20 protein-coding genes are annotated in these 15,457 nt (G+C 70.9%); 1 reads left to right on the top strand and 19 read right to left on the bottom strand.

Translation table 11 applies throughout. The features are described from left to right. Positions 1-18 precede the first annotated feature (18 nt). The 6 genes from AOP78_RS07950 to rimM form a co-directional block, all read right to left on the bottom strand. Entirely contained in the window at positions 19-348 is a 330-nt protein-coding gene (locus tag AOP78_RS07950) for a DUF2469 domain-containing protein (RefSeq protein ID WP_062202974.1), read from the bottom strand. Between the two features lie 56 nt (positions 349-404). After that, entirely contained in the window at positions 405-1,100 is a 696-nt protein-coding gene (gene rnhB / locus AOP78_RS07945) for a ribonuclease HII (protein ID WP_236685333.1), read from the bottom strand. 3 nt (positions 1,101-1,103) lie between these two features. Then, the gene (gene lepB, locus AOP78_RS07940) at positions 1,104-1,694 is read right to left on the bottom strand and encodes a signal peptidase I (RefSeq protein WP_236685343.1); all 591 of its coding nucleotides are present in this window, start codon (positions 1,692-1,694) and stop codon (positions 1,104-1,106) included. Positions 1,695-1,819: 125 nt separating this feature from the next. Then, positions 1,820-2,167: a 50S ribosomal protein L19 gene (rplS, locus tag AOP78_RS07935; RefSeq protein ID WP_062202970.1), complete on the bottom strand. Its 348-nt coding sequence runs from the start codon at positions 2,165-2,167 to the stop codon at positions 1,820-1,822. A 173-nt stretch (positions 2,168-2,340) separates the two neighbouring features. After that, on the bottom strand, positions 2,341-3,069 hold the full coding sequence (gene trmD / locus AOP78_RS07930) for a tRNA (guanosine(37)-N1)-methyltransferase TrmD (RefSeq protein ID WP_062202968.1): 729 nt from the start codon (positions 3,067-3,069) through the stop codon (positions 2,341-2,343). Between the two features lies 1 nt (position 3,070). Beyond that, on the bottom strand, positions 3,071-3,607 hold the full coding sequence (gene rimM, locus AOP78_RS07925; RefSeq protein ID WP_062202966.1) for a ribosome maturation factor RimM: 537 nt from the start codon (positions 3,605-3,607) through the stop codon (positions 3,071-3,073). Positions 3,608-3,766: 159 nt separating this feature from the next. Here rimM and AOP78_RS07920 point away from each other — a divergent pair, with 159 nt between their 5' ends. Beyond that, positions 3,767-4,171 carry a hypothetical protein gene (locus AOP78_RS07920; RefSeq protein WP_062202964.1) on the top strand — a complete coding sequence of 135 codons (405 nt, stop codon included), beginning with the start codon at positions 3,767-3,769 and terminating at the stop codon, positions 4,169-4,171. A 4-nt stretch (positions 4,172-4,175) separates the two neighbouring features. Here the strand turns inward: AOP78_RS07920 and AOP78_RS07915 are convergent, their stop codons facing one another. The 13 genes from AOP78_RS07915 to ffh all read right to left on the bottom strand — a co-directional run bounded on the left by AOP78_RS07915 (position 4,176) and on the right by ffh (position 15,416). After that, positions 4,176-4,691 carry a hypothetical protein gene (locus tag AOP78_RS07915; protein ID WP_062202962.1) on the bottom strand — a complete coding sequence of 172 codons (516 nt, stop codon included), beginning with the start codon at positions 4,689-4,691 and terminating at the stop codon, positions 4,176-4,178. 5 nt (positions 4,692-4,696) lie between these two features. Next, positions 4,697-4,927, bottom strand: a complete 231-nt coding sequence (locus AOP78_RS07910; RefSeq protein ID WP_062202960.1) for a KH domain-containing protein — start codon at positions 4,925-4,927, stop codon at positions 4,697-4,699. 3 nt (positions 4,928-4,930) lie between these two features. Then, entirely contained in the window at positions 4,931-5,398 is a 468-nt protein-coding gene (rpsP, locus tag AOP78_RS07905) for a 30S ribosomal protein S16 (RefSeq protein ID WP_062202958.1), read from the bottom strand. 161 nt (positions 5,399-5,559) lie between these two features. Next, the gene (locus AOP78_RS07900) at positions 5,560-6,315 is read right to left on the bottom strand and encodes an FAD:protein FMN transferase (protein WP_062202956.1); all 756 of its coding nucleotides are present in this window, start codon (positions 6,313-6,315) and stop codon (positions 5,560-5,562) included. Beyond that, the gene (locus AOP78_RS07895) at positions 6,315-6,731 is read right to left on the bottom strand and encodes an FMN-binding protein (protein ID WP_062202954.1); all 417 of its coding nucleotides are present in this window, start codon (positions 6,729-6,731) and stop codon (positions 6,315-6,317) included. The genes AOP78_RS07900 and AOP78_RS07895 overlap by 1 nt, the downstream gene beginning before the upstream one ends. Positions 6,732-6,809: 78 nt before the next feature. After that, the gene (locus AOP78_RS07890) at positions 6,810-7,478 is read right to left on the bottom strand and encodes an FMN-binding protein (RefSeq protein WP_062202951.1); all 669 of its coding nucleotides are present in this window, start codon (positions 7,476-7,478) and stop codon (positions 6,810-6,812) included. An 87-nt stretch (positions 7,479-7,565) separates the two neighbouring features. Continuing rightward, complete coding sequence (locus AOP78_RS07885) at positions 7,566-8,288, bottom strand: FMN-binding protein (RefSeq protein WP_152659459.1); 723 nt, start codon at positions 8,286-8,288, stop codon at positions 7,566-7,568. 15 nt (positions 8,289-8,303) lie between these two features. Further along, positions 8,304-9,731 carry a ferredoxin reductase family protein gene (locus AOP78_RS07880; RefSeq protein ID WP_062202947.1) on the bottom strand — a complete coding sequence of 476 codons (1,428 nt, stop codon included), beginning with the start codon at positions 9,729-9,731 and terminating at the stop codon, positions 8,304-8,306. Between the two features lie 117 nt (positions 9,732-9,848). Further along, positions 9,849-10,697: an FAD:protein FMN transferase gene (locus AOP78_RS07875; RefSeq protein ID WP_062202944.1), complete on the bottom strand. Its 849-nt coding sequence runs from the start codon at positions 10,695-10,697 to the stop codon at positions 9,849-9,851. A 4-nt stretch (positions 10,698-10,701) separates the two neighbouring features. After that, positions 10,702-11,196 carry an FMN-binding protein gene (locus tag AOP78_RS07870; RefSeq protein ID WP_152659458.1) on the bottom strand — a complete coding sequence of 165 codons (495 nt, stop codon included), beginning with the start codon at positions 11,194-11,196 and terminating at the stop codon, positions 10,702-10,704. 19 nt (positions 11,197-11,215) lie between these two features. Then, entirely contained in the window at positions 11,216-12,574 is a 1,359-nt protein-coding gene (locus AOP78_RS07865) for a ferredoxin reductase family protein (RefSeq protein WP_160297607.1), read from the bottom strand. Positions 12,575-12,694: 120 nt separating this feature from the next. Beyond that, positions 12,695-13,807 (bottom strand): amidohydrolase family protein, encoded by a 1,113-nt coding sequence (locus AOP78_RS07860; protein ID WP_062202939.1) that lies wholly within the window; start codon positions 13,805-13,807, stop codon positions 12,695-12,697. 4 nt (positions 13,808-13,811) lie between these two features. Further along, positions 13,812-15,416, bottom strand: a complete 1,605-nt coding sequence (gene ffh, locus AOP78_RS07855) for a signal recognition particle protein (protein ID WP_062202938.1) — start codon at positions 15,414-15,416, stop codon at positions 13,812-13,814. Between the last annotated feature and the right edge of the window lie 41 nt (positions 15,417-15,457).

Here is a 15,457-nt window from a genome sequence, read left to right as displayed (position 1 = left end):
TAGTCAACCACGTGTGAACTATCTCCCTCGGAGCTGCCTGATGTCCGGGATCGTCGGGTCGTCGTCGTGCGCGAGCTCCTCGATGTTGACGTCCTTGAACGTCACGACGCGCACCTTCTTCACGAGCCGCGCCGAGCGGTACACGTCCCACACCCAGGCGTCCGTCATGCTGACCTCGAAGTAGACGTCCCCACCGGAGGCCCGCACCTGAAGGTCGACCTTGTTCGCCAGATAGAACCGACGCTCGGTCTCGACGACGTACTGGAACAGGCCCACCACGTCGCGGTACTCACGGTAGAGCGCCAGCTCCGCCTCGGTCTCGTAGTTCTCCAGGTCCTCGCTGCTCACCCTCCCATTGTGGCCGATGAGCGCCGCGGTGACGCGATGTGACCCGTGCGTGGCGCCTACACGTCGCGCTGAGGAAGCGACCAGCTGAGCCGATGCAGCGGGCTCGGTCCCTGCTTGCGCAGCGCCGTGAGGTGCACCGGGGCGCCGTAGCCCTTGTTGCGCGCCCACCCGTACGCGGGGTGATCGGCGTCCGCAGCGGTCATGAGCGCGTCGCGCTCGACCTTCGCGAGGACCGACCCGGCGGCGATGGACGCGCACTTGCCGTCGCCCTTGACGACGGTGGTGACCGGGGCCACGGGAGGGGCGTCTGGAACCAGGACGACGAGCGGGTCGCCGGCGTCGGCGGCGAACAGGTCGGCGGCGGGCGGGGTGAGCCAGTCGTGCGTGCCGTCGAGCAGGATCGCGTCGACGACGACGCCGTCAGCGGCGAGCGAGGCGAGTGCGCGCAGGCCGGCGAGCCGCAGCGCGCCGACGATGCCGTGCTCATCGATCTCGCTCGCCTGCGCGTGGGCCACGGCTCGCGCGACGCCGTAGTCGGCGAGCTCGATGGCCATCCGGTCCCGCCTCGCGGGGGTGAGCTGCTTGGAGTCGGCGAGGCCGTCAGGCCAGTCCTCGCGCGGAGCGACGGCGCACAGCCCCACGCTCACGGGGCCGGCGAGCGCTCCCCTGCCCACCTCGTCGATGCCGGCGACCACGCGGGCGCCGGCGTCCCACAGGGCGCGCTCATGCTCGAGCGAGACGGCGGTGAGCACGGATCAGGCCTGGCCCGAATCCACGAGCGGGTTGCCGATGCCACCCCAGTTCTCGATCGGCCAGACCGTCACGAAGGCGGTTCCGACGACGGAGCTGAGCGGGATCGAGCCGCCGCCGGGAAGTCCCATGTGATACCGGGAGTCGGCGGAGTTGTCCCGGTTGTCGCCCATGACCCACAGCGAGTCGTCGGGGACGGTGACGGTGAACTCGGCGCCGCACGGCTGGGAGCCCTCGGCGAGGTAGTCCTCGTCGAGGTAGACGCCGTTGACCATCACCTGGCTGTCGGCGCTCTCGCACACGATCTCGTCGCCGGGCAGGCCGATCACGCGCTTGACCAGGTGCTCGCCCGCATCCTCGGGCAGAAGCCCGACGAACTGCAGGACGTCCTGCGCGACCTTGCGCACGCCCGTGGCCTCGACGGTCTCAGAGCCGGAGAGCCAGCCTCCCGGATCCTTGAACACGACGACGTCGCCGCGCCGCAGCTCGAGGGGATCCGGACGCCACTTGGTGACGAGGATGCGGTCGCCCTCCACGAGCGTCGGATGCATCGACCCGGAAGGGATCCAGAACGACTGGAAGAAGAAGGTCTTGATGATGAGGGACAGGACCAGCGCCGCGACGACGATGATCCCGATCTCCCGGAACCAGGCCCATACACGAGCGCCGGCGGACGGGGTTGGCTCCCCGTCCGCCGGCTGCTGCGTGGATGCGCTGATGACTAGTTCTCGCGCTTCTCGCGGATGCGAGCGGCCTTGCCGCGCAGACCGCGGAGGTAGTACAGCTTCGCGCGACGCACGTCACCGCGCGACACGACCTCGAGCTTGTCGATGGTCGGCGCGTTGATCGGGAACTTGCGCTCGACGCCCACGCCGAACGAGATCTTGCGGACCGTGAAGGTCTCGCCGATGCCCTTGCCGTGGCGGGCGATCACGACGCCCTTGAAGACCTGGATACGCGAGCGGTTGCCCTCGATGACCTTCACGTGGACGTTGACGGTGTCACCGGCGCGGAAGTCCGGGATGTCATCGCGGATCTGGCCCGCGACGACGGAGTCAAGCTTCTGCATGACGTCTCTCCTCGCACATGCCACAGGTCACCATGCGGTTCTGCCCGAAGGCTACGTAAGTGAATGCCGCGCTCCGGGCCGATGCTCCACCCCCTGTGGCAGGTGTGAGCGCCGGGCGCGCCGACTGACCATTGTGCCACATCGTCCCCGGCATCCCCAACGATCGCCCCCTGCTACGAGCCGGACTCACCGGGCTCGAGCGCCGCGAGCATGTCGGGCCGACGCTCGCGCGTGCGCTCCACCTGCTGCTCGTGGCGCCACTCGGCCACCCTCCCGTGGTGGCCGCTCAGCAGGACGTCGGGCACGTCATGACCGCGCCACGACGCGGGCCGCGTGTACGACGGGTACTCGAGCAGACCATCGGAGTGCGACTCCTCGACGATCGACTCGGCGTTGCCCATGAAGCCCGGGATCAGGCGCGTGATCGCCTCGATCATCGCGAAGGCCGCGACCTCTCCCCCGTTGAGCACGTAGTCACCGAGGCTGACCTCGAGCACGCGGAAGCCGGCGCCCGCGTAATGCTCGGCGACGCGCGCGTCGATGCCCTCGTAGCGCCCGCACGCGAACACGATCTGGGGCGCCTGAGCGAGCTCGGCCGCCAGCGCCTGGGTGAAGGGCACGCCGGCAGGGCTCGGGATGAGCAGCACCGCACCCGGCTGCAGCACATCGTCCAACGCCTTGCCCCACACGTCGGGCTTCATCACCATGCCCGCGCCGCCGCCGAACGGCGCATCGTCCACGGTGCGGTGCGCGTCGGGAGTGCCGTCGGCCTTGAACGCCGCCCAGTCGCGCAGCTGGTGCACGTGGGTCTCGACGAGCGCCGCCTGGCGCGCCTTGCCCAGCAGCGACACGTCGAGCACCTGGAAGAACTCGGGGAAGATCGTCACGACATCGACGCGCACGTCAGCCCCCCGTCGTCTCGCCGGTCGCCTCGGGCTCCTCGCCCGCGAGCAGCCCATGCGGAGGATCGAGCACGACGCGGCCGGCCTCGACGTCCACCTCGGGCACGAACTGCGTGACGAACGGGATCATCGCCCGGAAACCTCCCGGCTGCTTGACGACCAGGAGATCCTGGGCGGGCATCGACTGCAGATCCACGACCGTGCCGATCTCCGTGCCATCGGGGCGCACGGCCGTCAGGCCGACGAGCTCGTGGACGTACCAGGCATCGTCCTCGTCGCCCTCGTCGGCGTCCATCACGAGAGACACGCCGCGGGCCGCGTCAGCGGCGTTGCGGTCCGCGATCTGCTCGAACCGCACGTACCAGCGACCCGCCTGCACCCGCGTGCTCGCGATCGTGAGCGGCCCCGCCTCCGCGGGCTCCGTCGCGAAGACGGCCCCCTTCGCGAGCCGCTCCTCCGGCACGTCCGTGCGGAGCTCGACCGTCACCTCGCCCTTCAAGCCATGCGCGCGTCCGATGCGCGCCACAGTCACGTTCATGCGGACAAGCCTAGGGCCGGGCACCGAGGCAGGCGGCCCCTCGACTCCGCAGGGACTGCCCTGGGCATCCTCCGGAGCGTCCAACTCGCATCATCTGACACCAGATGCCACGCTATTGCCAGGGCCGATGGACCGGAGGGCCCCGCACGGAGGTGGACGATGGCACGTACCCGCCCTCGCACGGTCGTCGCGGCGACCGCGCTCGCATGGAGCACCGCTGCTCTCGACACGGTGGCCGGCGTGGCGGCGCTCTCGATGGCGCTCGACGAGTCGGCGGTGGAGCGCGCGGGCGGCTCCGCGGAGCGACTCGCGCTGATCGGGTCCGCGCTCCTCGCCCTCGGCATCCTCACCGGGGCGGTGGCGGTGCTGCTGCCGGACGGCACGCCGATGGTGCGAGCGATGGTGTCGGGGCTGCTGGTGACGCGCCTGGGCACGCAGGGCGCCGCCTGGGGGATGCTCGGCTGGACCGCGCTCGGCACCGTCGCCGTGTCGTCCGTGCTCGCGATGGTGACGCTCGCGCTGCTGTGGACCTCGCACGCGAGCCGGTGGTTCGCCGGCCACTGACCGCCTAGCGGCGGCCTCGTCCCCTGCCGAGCTCCATGACCCCGATCTCAAGCGGGCTGTCGACCTCAGCGAGCGCGTCGGCGAAGGCGTCGAGATCCGCCTCACGCACCGAGGCGGGCCCGACGACGGTCGTCCTGTGATCGTCCTGCGAGAACGTGTACAGGTACGTCGCGCCCATGAATCCCGACTGGCGAAGGACGTCGACCTTGACCAGGGCTCCCGGGACCATGGCCTTCCGCCGTCCCCGCCATCCGAGCATCGGGGCATGCACGACGATCGCGTCGGAGGAGATCTCGGCCTTCGCGAGCGGGGCGAGCCCGAGCGCCTTCGCGAGATCCCACCACAGCCACGCCGTGGTCGGCACGATCACGACCATGAGGACGACGGCGACCGTCGCGGGGGCGATCACGACGTTGGCGATCGAGACGACGGAGAGCGCGAGCATGAACAACGCCCCCAGGCCTGGCAGGACGAGCCTGCCGACCGAGGGGCGCTGGGCGCGGAGCACGATGTCCGCCATGGACGTCAGGCGACGTCGACGATGTTGACCCGCACGTCATCGCGCGCGACGGCGTCGACCACGGTGCGGATCGCCTGCGCGGTGCGGCCACGGCGGCCGATCACGCGCGGGAGGTCGTCGGGGTGGACGACCACGTTCAGCGTGGTGCCTCGACGCCCCGAGCGCTCGGTGACGCGCACGTCGTCCGGGTTGCGGACGATGCTGCGGACAAGGAACTCCAGGGCGTCGAGGACCATCGCTTAGTTCTCCTCGGACTCGGCGGCCTCAGGGGCCGCGTCCTCGGCGGGCGCCTCGGCGGCCTCAGCCTCAGCGGCGGCAGCCTTCGCGTCGTCGGCCTTCTTCGCGGCGGCGGCGGCCTTGGCCTTCTCCGCGGCGTCGGCGTGAGCCTTGATGGCGTCGGCGGCGTCGACCTTGGCGGCAGCGCCCTTGACGGTGCTCGTGGCACCCTTCTCGCCCTTGAACGTGCCCCAGTCGCCGGTCAGCTTCAGCAGCGCCGTGACCTGCTCGGTCGGCTGCGCGCCGACGGAGAGCCAGTACTGCGCACGCTCGGAGTCAATCTCGATGACCGAGGGCTCCTCGGTGGGGTGGTACTTGCCGATCTCCTCGATGGCACGGCCATCGCGCTTGGTGCGCGAGTCCATGACGACGACGCGGTAGAACGGGGCGCGCTTCTTGCCGAAGCGCTTCAGACGAATCTTCACAGCCATGCTGCGGTCTCCTTGATCATTCGGTATGAGCCTGACCTCGCGCCCCCGGGGAATCACGGGGAGGTCGGTCCGGCAAGACGAATCGCTCGCACGGGTAGAGGGCCGTACGCGCTAGCGGTCAAGTATGCCAGATGCGGGCGCCCTGCGGCGACGCGCGGGCCTCAGGCCGCCCAGCTCCAGCCGGGCGAGCGGTCCGCGAGCACCTTGCCGTCGACGAGGCGCAGCGCGAGCACGTCGAGACCGTGCTCCTGCGCCGCGAGCGCGGCCTTCTCGCCACCAGCGACGATCGCGGTGGCCCAGGCGTCGCATGCGACGAGGTCGTCTCCGACCACGCTCGCCTGAACATACCTCGCGCCGTCGTCGGTCGTCGGCCAGATGTGGTCCGCGTGGATCGTGGTCCCGGAGGTCGCGATGGCGGTCCTCCGGCCACCGAGCACGACCGTGCCGACGGACTGGAACCGGCTCTCGGGGTGAGCGATCCCCACCCGCCAGACCCTGCCATCGTCCGGGCCCTGGCCGGAGACCGTCGCATCCCCCGCGCATCCCCACATCCAGCCGCGCACGGGCAGGGAGTCGAGACGCCAGCGCACCCGTTCCATGGCCCAGGTCTTGACGATGCCGGTGGGGTCGATGCGACCGTCGGGCCTCACGGCGTCGAAGGCGCCACCCGTGGCGTCGCGGTACTCGGCGCACATGTCGAGCACCTGAGCGACCGCGGGAGGGCATTCCTCTACAGTGGTCTCCCCACGCCCGATGCGGGAGATGCAGGAGTCCTCCTTGAAGGTGGAGAACACCTCGTCCACCCAGATCAGATCGCGCTCGACGTGATCCATGGTCGTCGCGAGCACATCCTTGTCGACGGAGTCGTCCACGTGAAGCGTGAACTCCATCGCCATGGCGTGCGCGGAGACGATCATCAGAGTCCGGCCTGGTCGAAGGCGTCGGCCACGGACTGCGCGAAGCCCTCGGAGGTGAAGCTCGCGCCCGAGACGTAGGTGACGTCGGAGCTCTGCGTGTCCAGGACCTCCTGGATGAGCTCCGGCAGCGCCACCGACTTGATCTGCTCCGACTCGTGGTCGGTCTCGCCCTCCTGCACGAGGGTCACGTCGGTGACCTCGCCGCCCGAGACCGTGATCTCGACCTGGTAGACGCCGTAGCGGGTCTGGACCGCCTCGCCCGTGTAGGTGCCGTCGGAGTCGGAGGACGAGGTGTCCGTCGAGTCCGATGTCGAGGCGTACGCCGACGTGCTCGAGTCCTTGGGGGTGAGCGCCCACCCGGCGGTCAGGGCCGCGGCGGCGGCGCCGCCGACCATGAATGCGCGTGAGGTCTTCATCTCAGTTCTCCTTCCGCCCGTGGCGGGCGAGGTCGTCGCTGGGGACGCGGCATGAGGGGACGTGTGCGGCGCGGACCATCACAGGCCCGCCTGGTCGAACGCATCGGCCACCGACTGGGCGAAGCCCTGCGACGTGAAGCTCGCGCCCGAGATGTAGCTGACGTCGGAACTCTGCGTGTCCAGGACCTCCTGGATGAGCTCAGGCAGCGCCACCGACTTGATCTGCGTCGACTCGCGGTCGCTCGCGCCTTCCTGGACCAGGGTGACGTCGGTGACCTCGCCACCGGAGACCGTGATCTCCACCTGGTAGACGCCGTAGCGGGTCTGGACCGCCTCACCCGTGTAGGTGCCGTCCGCCGAGGAGTCGGAGGTCGTCGAGTCGGTGGTCGTCGAGTCGGACGATGCGGTGTCGCTCGTCGAGCCGGTGGTCGTCGAGTCCGTGGACGTCGCGTCGGACGTGCTCGAGTCAGACGTGCTCGAGTCCGACGATGCCGCGTCGCTCGTCGACCCGGTGGACGTCGAGTCCGTGGACGTCGAGTCGGTCGCGCTCGAATCCGTCGTCGAGTCGGCCGTCGAATCGGTGGACGTCGAATCCGTCGTCGAGTCCGTGGATGTCGAGTCGGTCGCGCTCGAGTCCGACGATGAGGCGTACGCGACGGTCCCGGAGGCGTGGGGTGCGAGCGCCCAACCGGTCGTGAGGATGGCCGCGGCGGCGCCGCCGACCATGAATGCCCGTCCTGTCTTCATCTCTGCTCTCCTTTCGCCCTCGAGGGGTGTTGCCTTATGAGTGGTCGTGCGCCGCCGGGGCGTGCGCGACGGTGCGGCTGACGATCATCACAGCCCCGCCTGGTCGAACGCGTCGGCCACGGACTGTGCGAAGCCCTGCGAGGTGAAGCTCGCGCCCGAGACGTAGGTGACGTCGGAGCTCTGCGTGTCGAGGACCTCCTGCATGAGCTGCGGGAGCGCGTTCGAGTTGATCTGGATCGACTCGTGGTCGGTCTGACCCGACTCGACCATGGTGATGCCGGTCACCTCGCCGTCGACCACGGTGATCTGCACCGAGAACGAGCCGTAGCGGGTCTGGACCGATGCGCCGGTGTAGGAGGTGCCGTCGGTGTCGCCCGCGGTGGTCGCCGAGTCGTCGAGGGTGCCGGTGCTCTGCTCGCCGCCGGATCCCGGCGGTCCTCCCTGGCCGCCGTGGCCGCCTCCGCCCTGAGGCGCCTCGCCGTCGCCGAAGCCCCGGTCGGAGCCGTCGGGAGCGGTGGCGTCGTCGGGGGTCGTCGAGTCGTCGGTCGATGCGTCGCCCGAGTCCTGCTCGAGCGTGAGGCCCGAGTCGTCGCTCGACTCGGAGTCGTCGGTCGAGTCGTCGGTGGTCGAGTCGTCGGTGGTCGAGTCATCGGCATCATCCGTGCCGTCGCCCAGCGTCGTTCCTGACGAGTCCGAGTCCGACGATGCGGCGTACGCGACCGACTCGTCGGCTCGAGGGGCCGTGACCCACCCTGTCGTGAGGATCGCGGCGGCGGCTCCGCCGACCATGACTGCGCGTGAGGTCTTCATATGAGTCCCCGCCGCTTACCAGGTGAACTCTTCGCGGTGGATCGCGTAGGCCGGGACGCCTGCCGCGAGGGCGTCGTCCTGGACCTGACGTCCCCACTGCTCGGGTCCGCAGATGTAGATGTCGGTGTCGCTAGGGTCCTTGATCGCTCCGACGAGGGTCACCGGGTGGAGCGCGGTCCCCCAGGTGGTGCCGCGGCGTCCGAGGAGGGTCGCGAATCGGGCCCCGCGATCCGCCGACAGCTGCTCGATCTCGTCGAGCAGCGGGATCTCCTCGCGGGAGCGACCGCGGACGATCACCGACACGGATCCGTGACCCGGCGCGTCCTCGAGGAGGGCGCGGATCGGCGTGACGCCGATGCCCGCGCCGATGAGCATGACGTCCCGTCCGGTGCGCTGCTCGTGCGTGAAGATCCCCAGGGGGCCCTCGATCCAGGCGGCCGTGCCGACCTGGAGGTCGCCGAGCCGGGAGGAGGCGTCGCCGAGCGGCTTCACCGTGATGCGGAGCGTGTCGCCGGGGGCGGCGGACAGCGAGTAGGGGTGCATCTCGCGAAGGAACGCGTAGCGTCCGAAGGCGATGTTGAGGAACTGCCCCGAGCGAGCGCCGATGCGGGAGACGGCGTCGCCGGCGAGCGTGAGGGTGACCGAGCCGTCGGTCTCGTGCGCCACCGCGGTCACCGTGAGGCGGTGGCGGCGGTTGAGGACGATGGGCTTCACGACGCGCCAGTACAGGAACGCGGCACCCGCTCCTGCCCACAGGACGAACCAGAAGTACCAGGCGGCCCCCATGCTGCGGAAGGTCGCGCCCTGAAGGAACTGGTGCGGGACCGCGAGCGCGATCGAGACGTAGCTGAGCAGGTGGATCGCGTGCCACTTGTGGTACGGGATGCGCGCCCGCGCCGAGGCGAACGACGTGACCAGGACGATGAGGGTCGCGGCGAGCGAGACGAGCGCCCACGCCATGAACCAGTCGTAGGACCAGTAGTCGATCAGCTGCGACGCCGCGTTGGTCCCGCCGGTGTGGGCGTCGGCGATGGTGACGGTGGCGATGTGCAGAAGCATCACGACCACGGAGGTCACGCCGTACTGGGTGTGCAGGAGGATCGCCTTGTCGTGCCCGATCACGCGGTCGATCCACGGGGCCCGCGAGGCCAGCAGGAGCTGCGCGAGCATCATCACGGCGGCCACGATGCCGAGGGCGCGGGAGATCATCCCGAGCCAGCCCCAGAGACCGGAGTCGAGGAACGCGCCCGACTGGATCATGAACGCGATGCCCGTGACGGCGATCAGCCACACGGCGGCCTGAAGCATGTCGGCGCGGAAGCTCTTCCGCCTCGCGACCGCCTCGGAGGGGACCGACGATGCTGCGCGAGGCCGGCCCGCCACGGGCGACGACGGGCGTCGCGCCGGTGCCGGGTGGTGCGGCGTCGTCTGGATCGTGGTCATGCGGGCTCCTCCCCGAGGTCTCTCCGCCAGGTGTCCTCCAACCTGACAGGATCGATACTCCCGCCCGTATCTGAGAACCGGCTCAGAGCGGACGGAGAGGTCGCCGGGGATCGACGCTCAGTGCCACGAGCTCGGCCACGCGGGGGTGGTCAGGGCGTCGTAGCCTCCCTCCGATCGTCCTCCGGTCACCGCGAGCGCGGCAACCTGACGATCGGCAGCGAGCGCGAGCGCGTGAGGGCCTCGCGCGCAGATGGCGGTCGCCCACGCGTCGCACGCCACCGGGTCGTCGCCCAGGACGGAGACCTGCAGGTAGTGCCGTGCGACGTCGCCGGTGACCGGGTCCCAGATGTGGTCGTGGACCTGCGCGCCGCCCGAGGTCGCGAGCGCTCGCCATGGGCGAGGCGCCGAGCCGTCGCCGAGAGCCACCGCGTCGACGGGCCGAGTTCCCGTGGGGTCGCCCTGGGTCCGCGGGTCGGCGATCCCGACGCGCCACTGCCCCTGTCCGCCCACGACGACATCGCCGGACGCGTCCACGAGCCAGCCCTCGGCGCGGGCGGCCGCGAGCGTGGGTAGCGCGCGCACGACGGCCCAGCTCTTGACGACGCCGGTCGGGTCGGGAGCGCCGGGCGGGTACGGCACCGGCAGGCGGCGCGCGGCGCGAGCGGTGAGCCTCGCGTCGAAGGCGCCGCCTGTCTCCTTGCCCCACGCCGAGGCGAGGGCGAGCACGGCCGCGACCTCGGCGGGCGCATCGTCCACGTGCAGCTCTCCCCTGGCGACCCTGCTCATGGGAGTCTCGGGCCGCCACAGGGACAGGAGGTCGTCGGCCTCGCGCAGCGAGGCCTCGAACGCGTCCACGGCACGTTCGGCGGCCGCGGGGTCCTCGACGCCGCGCAGTCGCACGGTGAACGGCATCGCCATCGCATGGACGATGCGGGTGAGGGTCGCCCGGTCGGGGACGACGGGCATCGGGCTACAGCCCGGCGTCGTCGAAGGCGCCGTGGACCGACTCGAGGAAGCCCGGGGAGGTGTAGGACGCCCCCGAGTACGCGTCGACGTCCCAGTCCTGCGCCTCGATCACGCGCGCGGACAGCTCGGGGATGGCCTCGGCATTGATCCGCTGCGACTCGGCCGCGGAGGTTCCCGCCGCGAGAGCGTTGACCTCGACGACGACGCCGTCCTGCACGACGATCTGCGCCTGGAAGTCGCCCTTGATGTTCGTGACGACGGGACCGTCGAACGTCCCGGAGCCGGAGCCTCCGGACTCCGACGAGCCGTCCTGCGTCCCCGCGTCCGCGCCATCCTCCGCGTCCTGCGACGCGGTCGCATCGTCCGCACCCGCCGCGGCGTCCGAGTCGACCGACTCCGCGAGGTCGAGCGTCACGACCCCCTTCGGCGCCGTCGCATACCCGACCCCGACGATCGCCGCCGATCCGACCGCGACCGCGGTCATCCTGCTCGCTCTCACGCCTGTCCGCCCTTCGTCGTCACCATGCGAACCGCTCCCGATGCACGGCCGCCGGCGGGACTCCGCACGCGCGGGCGTCCGCCTCGACCGCGTCCGCCCACGCGAGCGGACCGCAGATGTACACGTCACGCCCGCCGACCTCCTCGACGAGGTCCGCGAGGCCGCCGGGGGCGTCCCGCGGCGTCCATCCGTCGCCGCGAGGGCCCCGCAGCACGCGCAGATCGGCTCCCGAGCGCCGGACGAGGTCCTCGACCTCGTCGAGCAGCGGCGCGTCCTCGGCGCCGCTCACGCGCACGATCACGGTGCATGGCTCCGACGCGTCGCAGTCCTCGAGCATCGCGCGGATCGGGGTGATGCCGATGCCCGCGGCGACGAGCACGAGTCCGCGCCCGCGCCGCGCCCGGTGCGTGAACACGCCGAGCGGGCCCTCGGCGAGCACGCGGGTGCCGACGGCGAGCGTCGCGAGCTCTCGCGTGAAGTCCCCCGACGGGCGCACCGTGAGGCGCAGCGATGTGTCCGTGGGCCGGGCCGACAGCGAGAACGGGTGGGCCTCACGCCAGCGGGTCCGATCGAGGAACCGCCACAGCATGAACTGGCCGGACTTGGCGCCGAGCGCGTCGAGGTCCCTGCCCATAACGGTGATCGACACCGATCCGTCGGGCAGCCGCGTCACGTCGGAAACGCGCGCGTCGTGTCGCGCGAGCCGCCACAGCGGCTGGACGAAGCGGAACACGAGGAGCGACCCGAACGCGAACGCGTACAGCACGAGCCAGAACCACCACGCGGGCCCGCCGTCGCGGAACGTCGAGCCCTCGAGGAACTGGTGCGGCACCGCGCCCGCGATCCCGACGTAGACGAGCACGTGGACCAGGTGCCAGCGCTCATAGCGCAGCCTGCGACGCACGATCGCGATCGAGGTCGCGAGCACCGCGAGGAACGCGGTCAGGGCGATCTGGGCGGCCGCGAGGTACCAGGCCGACGTGAACGTGGCGATCGACTGGTCGAGCAGGCCTCGGCCGTCGTAGTACGCGGACATCCCGGTGATGATCGACGCGTGCGTGAGCATCAGGATGATCGCCCACGTGCCGAGGCGCGTGTGCAGCGCGGTCGTGCGGTCGTGTCCCACGGACCGCTCGATGTACGGCGCGCGCGACACGAGCAGCACCTGCGTGAGCAGGAGCACCGCGGCGACGATGCCGAGCGCGCGGCCGAGCGTGTAGACCAGGTCGATCGGCGCGGCGATCTGCAGGCTCCCGCTGCGCAGCATGAGCGCGACGCCGATCGCCGCGACGACCCAGATCATCGCCTCGAGACCGTCTGGCCACCAGTCTCTTCGTTCCCCCTCGCGGGCGCGCTCCCGCTCCACCGTCGCCGTCATCGTCGCCTCCCCCGGCCCGCGCCCCCACGCGGGACCCATCAGTTGTCGTATCAACTCTCCCTGGTGTCGGCCCGATCCCGCAACCGGGAGGCGCATCGTCCGTGACTCCCGACGGCGTCGCTACGGCGCGACGCGCACCCCGCGAAGCACCACGTGCGTGGGGCTCGCAAGGACGCGGATGTCGTCGCGCGGGTCCGACGCATAGACGACGAGGTCGGCCGACGCACCCTCGCCCAACGAGGGGACGCCAAGGAACGCACGCGCCTGCCACGACGCCGCGGCGACCACGCTCGCGGCAGGGATCCCCGCCTCCACCAGGGCGAAGGCCTCCTCGGGCAGGCGTCCATGGCCGATCGTCCCGCCCGCGTCGGTGCCGAGGAGCAGCTGCATGCCCGCGGCATCCATCGCCTGGACCTGCGCGTGTCGGCGCTCGTGCATGCGGGTCATCCGCGCCGAGTACGCGGGGAAGCGCTCGGCCCCCTGCGCGGCGTAGCCGGGGAAGTTGTCCACCTGGAGGAGCGTCGGGACCGCGGGCACGCCGAGGTCGGCGGCCTGCGCCATCTGGTCGGGCGTCATGCCCGTCCCATGCTCGAGGCAGTCGATGCCGCCGTCGAGAAGCGCATCGATCGACTCGGTCGCGAACGTGTGCGCGGTGACGCGCGCGCCCTCGTCATGCGCCGCGGCGATCCCCTGCTTGAGGACCTTCGCGGGCCACAGAGGCGTCAGGTCGCCGGCCTCGCGGTCGATCCAGTCCGCGATGATCTTCACCCAGCCGTCGCCCTTGCGGGCCTCCTCCGCCATGACGCGAGGGAGGTCCTCGACCTCGATCTCGCGCGCGTAATGGCGCAGGTAGCGCTTGGGGCGCGCGATGAAGCGTCCCGCGCGGATCATGCGGGGTGCGTTCAGGACGCCGTCGAGGAAGGACGTGTCCGACGGCGACCCCGCGTCGCGGATCAGCAGCGTGCCGGCGTCGCGGTTGAGATGCGCCTGCTTGAGCGCGAGGTCGGGCTCGACCGCTCCCCCGCTGTCCAGCCCCACGTGGCAGTGCACGTCCACGAGGCCGGGGACGACGACGCCGTCCAGCCGGGCATCGACGCGGCGGCCCGCGGGCGGCTCGTAGGCCATGCGGCCGTCCACCACCCAGGCCTCGGGCCTGACATCGTCGTCTCCCGCGAGCACCGGACCGGTCAGGTGCAGCACGTCGCTCGCGACGGTGGGGACGACGGACTCCATGCGCCTACCTTCTCAGGTACTTGCCCAGATCCGCCTGCAGCTGCGCGGGATCGATGTCCTCCTGCGGAGCCGGGGCGCCGAGGCCGAAGGCCGAGCCCGCGGGCGCGGCCGGCTTCTCGCCGGCCGCACGGGCGCGTGCCTGCTGCTCCTGCTGGGCGCGCTTGGCGGGGTTGCCGGACTTGCCCTTGACCTTGCGCTGGGGCGCCTGCTTGCCCTTGGACTTCTTGCCGCCGGGCAGCCCGCCGAAGCCTCCGGGGCCGCCCATGCCGGGCATCCCGGGCATGCCGCCGCCCTTGGCCATGGCCTTCATCATCCGCTGCGCGTCCTCGAACCGCTTGACCAGCGAGTTCACGTCCGCGACGGTCATGCCGGAGCCCGCCGCGATGCGCGCGCGGCGCGAGCCGTTGAGGACCTTGGGGTTGTCGCGCTCGAGCGGCGTCATGGACTGGATGATCGCCTCGGTGCGCACGAGCTCGCGCTCGTCGAGGTTGTCGATCTGGTCGCGCATCGCGCCCATGCCAGGCAGCATGCCGAGCATCTTCTTCATCGAGCCCATGTTCTTGAGCTGCTGCATCTGCGCGAGGAAGTCGGTGAAGGTGAAGTCCTCGCCGCGCTGCATCTTGCCGGCCATGCGCTCGGCCTCGGCCTGGTCGAACTTCTGCTCGGCCTGCTCGATGAGCGTGAGGATGTCGCCCATGTCGAGGATGCGCGACGCCATGCGGTCGGGGTGGAAGACCTCGATGTCGTCGAGCTTCTCGCCGACCGACGCGAACATGATCGGGCGGCCCGTGACCTGGGCGACCGACAGCGCCGCACCGCCGCGCGCGTCGCCGTCGAGCTTCGACAGGACGACGCCGGTGAAGTCGACGCCCTCCTGGAAGGCCTGCGCGGTCGCGACCGCATCCTGACCGATCATCGCGTCGATGACGAACAGGACCTCGTGCGGGTCGATCGCCTTGCGGATGTCGCCGGCCTGCTTCATGAGCTCCGCGTCGACGCCGAGGCGTCCCGCGGTGTCGACGATCACGACGGTGTGCTGCTTGTCCTGCGCCTCCCTGAGGCCGCGGCGCGCGACCTCGACGGGGTCGCCGTGCGGCCGCTCGTCCTCGCGCGTGACACCAGCCTCGGGCGCGAACACGGGAACGCCCGCACGCTCGCCGACCACCTTGAGCTGCGTGACGGCGTTCGGACGCTGAAGGTCGGCTGCGACGAGGATCGGGGTCTGCCCCTGAGCCTTGAGGTGATGCGCGAGCTTGCCTGCGAACGTCGTCTTACCGGCACCCTGCAGACCAGCGAGCATGATGACCGTGGGCCCGTGCTTCGCGAGCGTGAGCGGGCGCTGCTCGCCGCCGAGGACGGCGATGAGCTCCTCGTGGACGATCTTGACGACCTGCTGGCCCGGGTTCAGCGCCCCGGAGACCTCGGAGCCCAGCGTGCGCTCGCGGATGGCAGCGGTGAACGACCTGACGACGGGCACGGCGACATCGGCGTCGAGCAGAGCGCGGCGGATCTCGCGGATCGTGCCGTCGATGTCCGCCTCGGTCAGCCGTCCCTTGCCACGGAGGCTCTTGAAGGTCTCGGTGAGGCGATCGGAGAGGTTGGCGAACACAGGTGTCCCTTCAGGCGTGTCTCAGGCGCACCAGCCTACCC

This window comes from Demequina salsinemoris (assembly GCF_000974805.1).
Classification (GTDB): domain Bacteria; phylum Actinomycetota; class Actinomycetes; order Actinomycetales; family Demequinaceae; genus Demequina; species Demequina salsinemoris.
This window is presented reverse-complemented; position numbering and strand designations above follow the sequence as displayed.

Excerpts from the sequence above, each read along its gene's own strand:
- AOP78_RS07875 (WP_062202944.1), bottom strand. The coding sequence starts at position 10,697 with ATGCCCGTCGTCCCCGACCGGGCGACCCTCACCCGCATCGTCCATGCG.
- AOP78_RS07880 (WP_062202947.1), bottom strand. The coding sequence starts at position 9,731 with ATGACCACGATCCAGACGACGCCGCACCACCCGGCACCGGCGCGACGC.
- rplS (WP_062202970.1), bottom strand. The coding sequence starts at position 2,167 with ATGCAGAAGCTTGACTCCGTCGTCGCGGGCCAGATCCGCGATGACATC.
- rimM (WP_062202966.1), bottom strand. The coding sequence starts at position 3,607 with ATGAACGTGACTGTGGCGCGCATCGGACGCGCGCATGGCTTGAAGGGC.
- AOP78_RS07915 (WP_062202962.1), bottom strand. The coding sequence starts at position 4,691 with ATGGCGGACATCGTGCTCCGCGCCCAGCGCCCCTCGGTCGGCAGGCTC.
- AOP78_RS07885 (WP_152659459.1), bottom strand. The coding sequence starts at position 8,288 with ATGAAGACCTCACGCGCAGTCATGGTCGGCGGAGCCGCCGCCGCGATC.
- AOP78_RS07860 (WP_062202939.1), bottom strand. The coding sequence starts at position 13,807 with ATGGAGTCCGTCGTCCCCACCGTCGCGAGCGACGTGCTGCACCTGACC.
- AOP78_RS07910 (WP_062202960.1), bottom strand. The coding sequence starts at position 4,927 with ATGGTCCTCGACGCCCTGGAGTTCCTTGTCCGCAGCATCGTCCGCAAC.
- AOP78_RS07895 (WP_062202954.1), bottom strand. The coding sequence starts at position 6,731 with ATGAAGACCTCACGCGCATTCATGGTCGGCGGCGCCGCCGCCGCGGCC.
- AOP78_RS07890 (WP_062202951.1), bottom strand. The coding sequence starts at position 7,478 with ATGAAGACAGGACGGGCATTCATGGTCGGCGGCGCCGCCGCGGCCATC.
- AOP78_RS07920 (WP_062202964.1), top strand. The coding sequence starts at position 3,767 with ATGGCACGTACCCGCCCTCGCACGGTCGTCGCGGCGACCGCGCTCGCA.
- rpsP (WP_062202958.1), bottom strand. The coding sequence starts at position 5,398 with ATGGCTGTGAAGATTCGTCTGAAGCGCTTCGGCAAGAAGCGCGCCCCG.
- AOP78_RS07900 (WP_062202956.1), bottom strand. The coding sequence starts at position 6,315 with ATGATCGTCTCCGCGCACGCCATGGCGATGGAGTTCACGCTTCACGTG.
- AOP78_RS07865 (WP_160297607.1), bottom strand. The coding sequence starts at position 12,574 with ATGACGGCGACGGTGGAGCGGGAGCGCGCCCGCGAGGGGGAACGAAGA.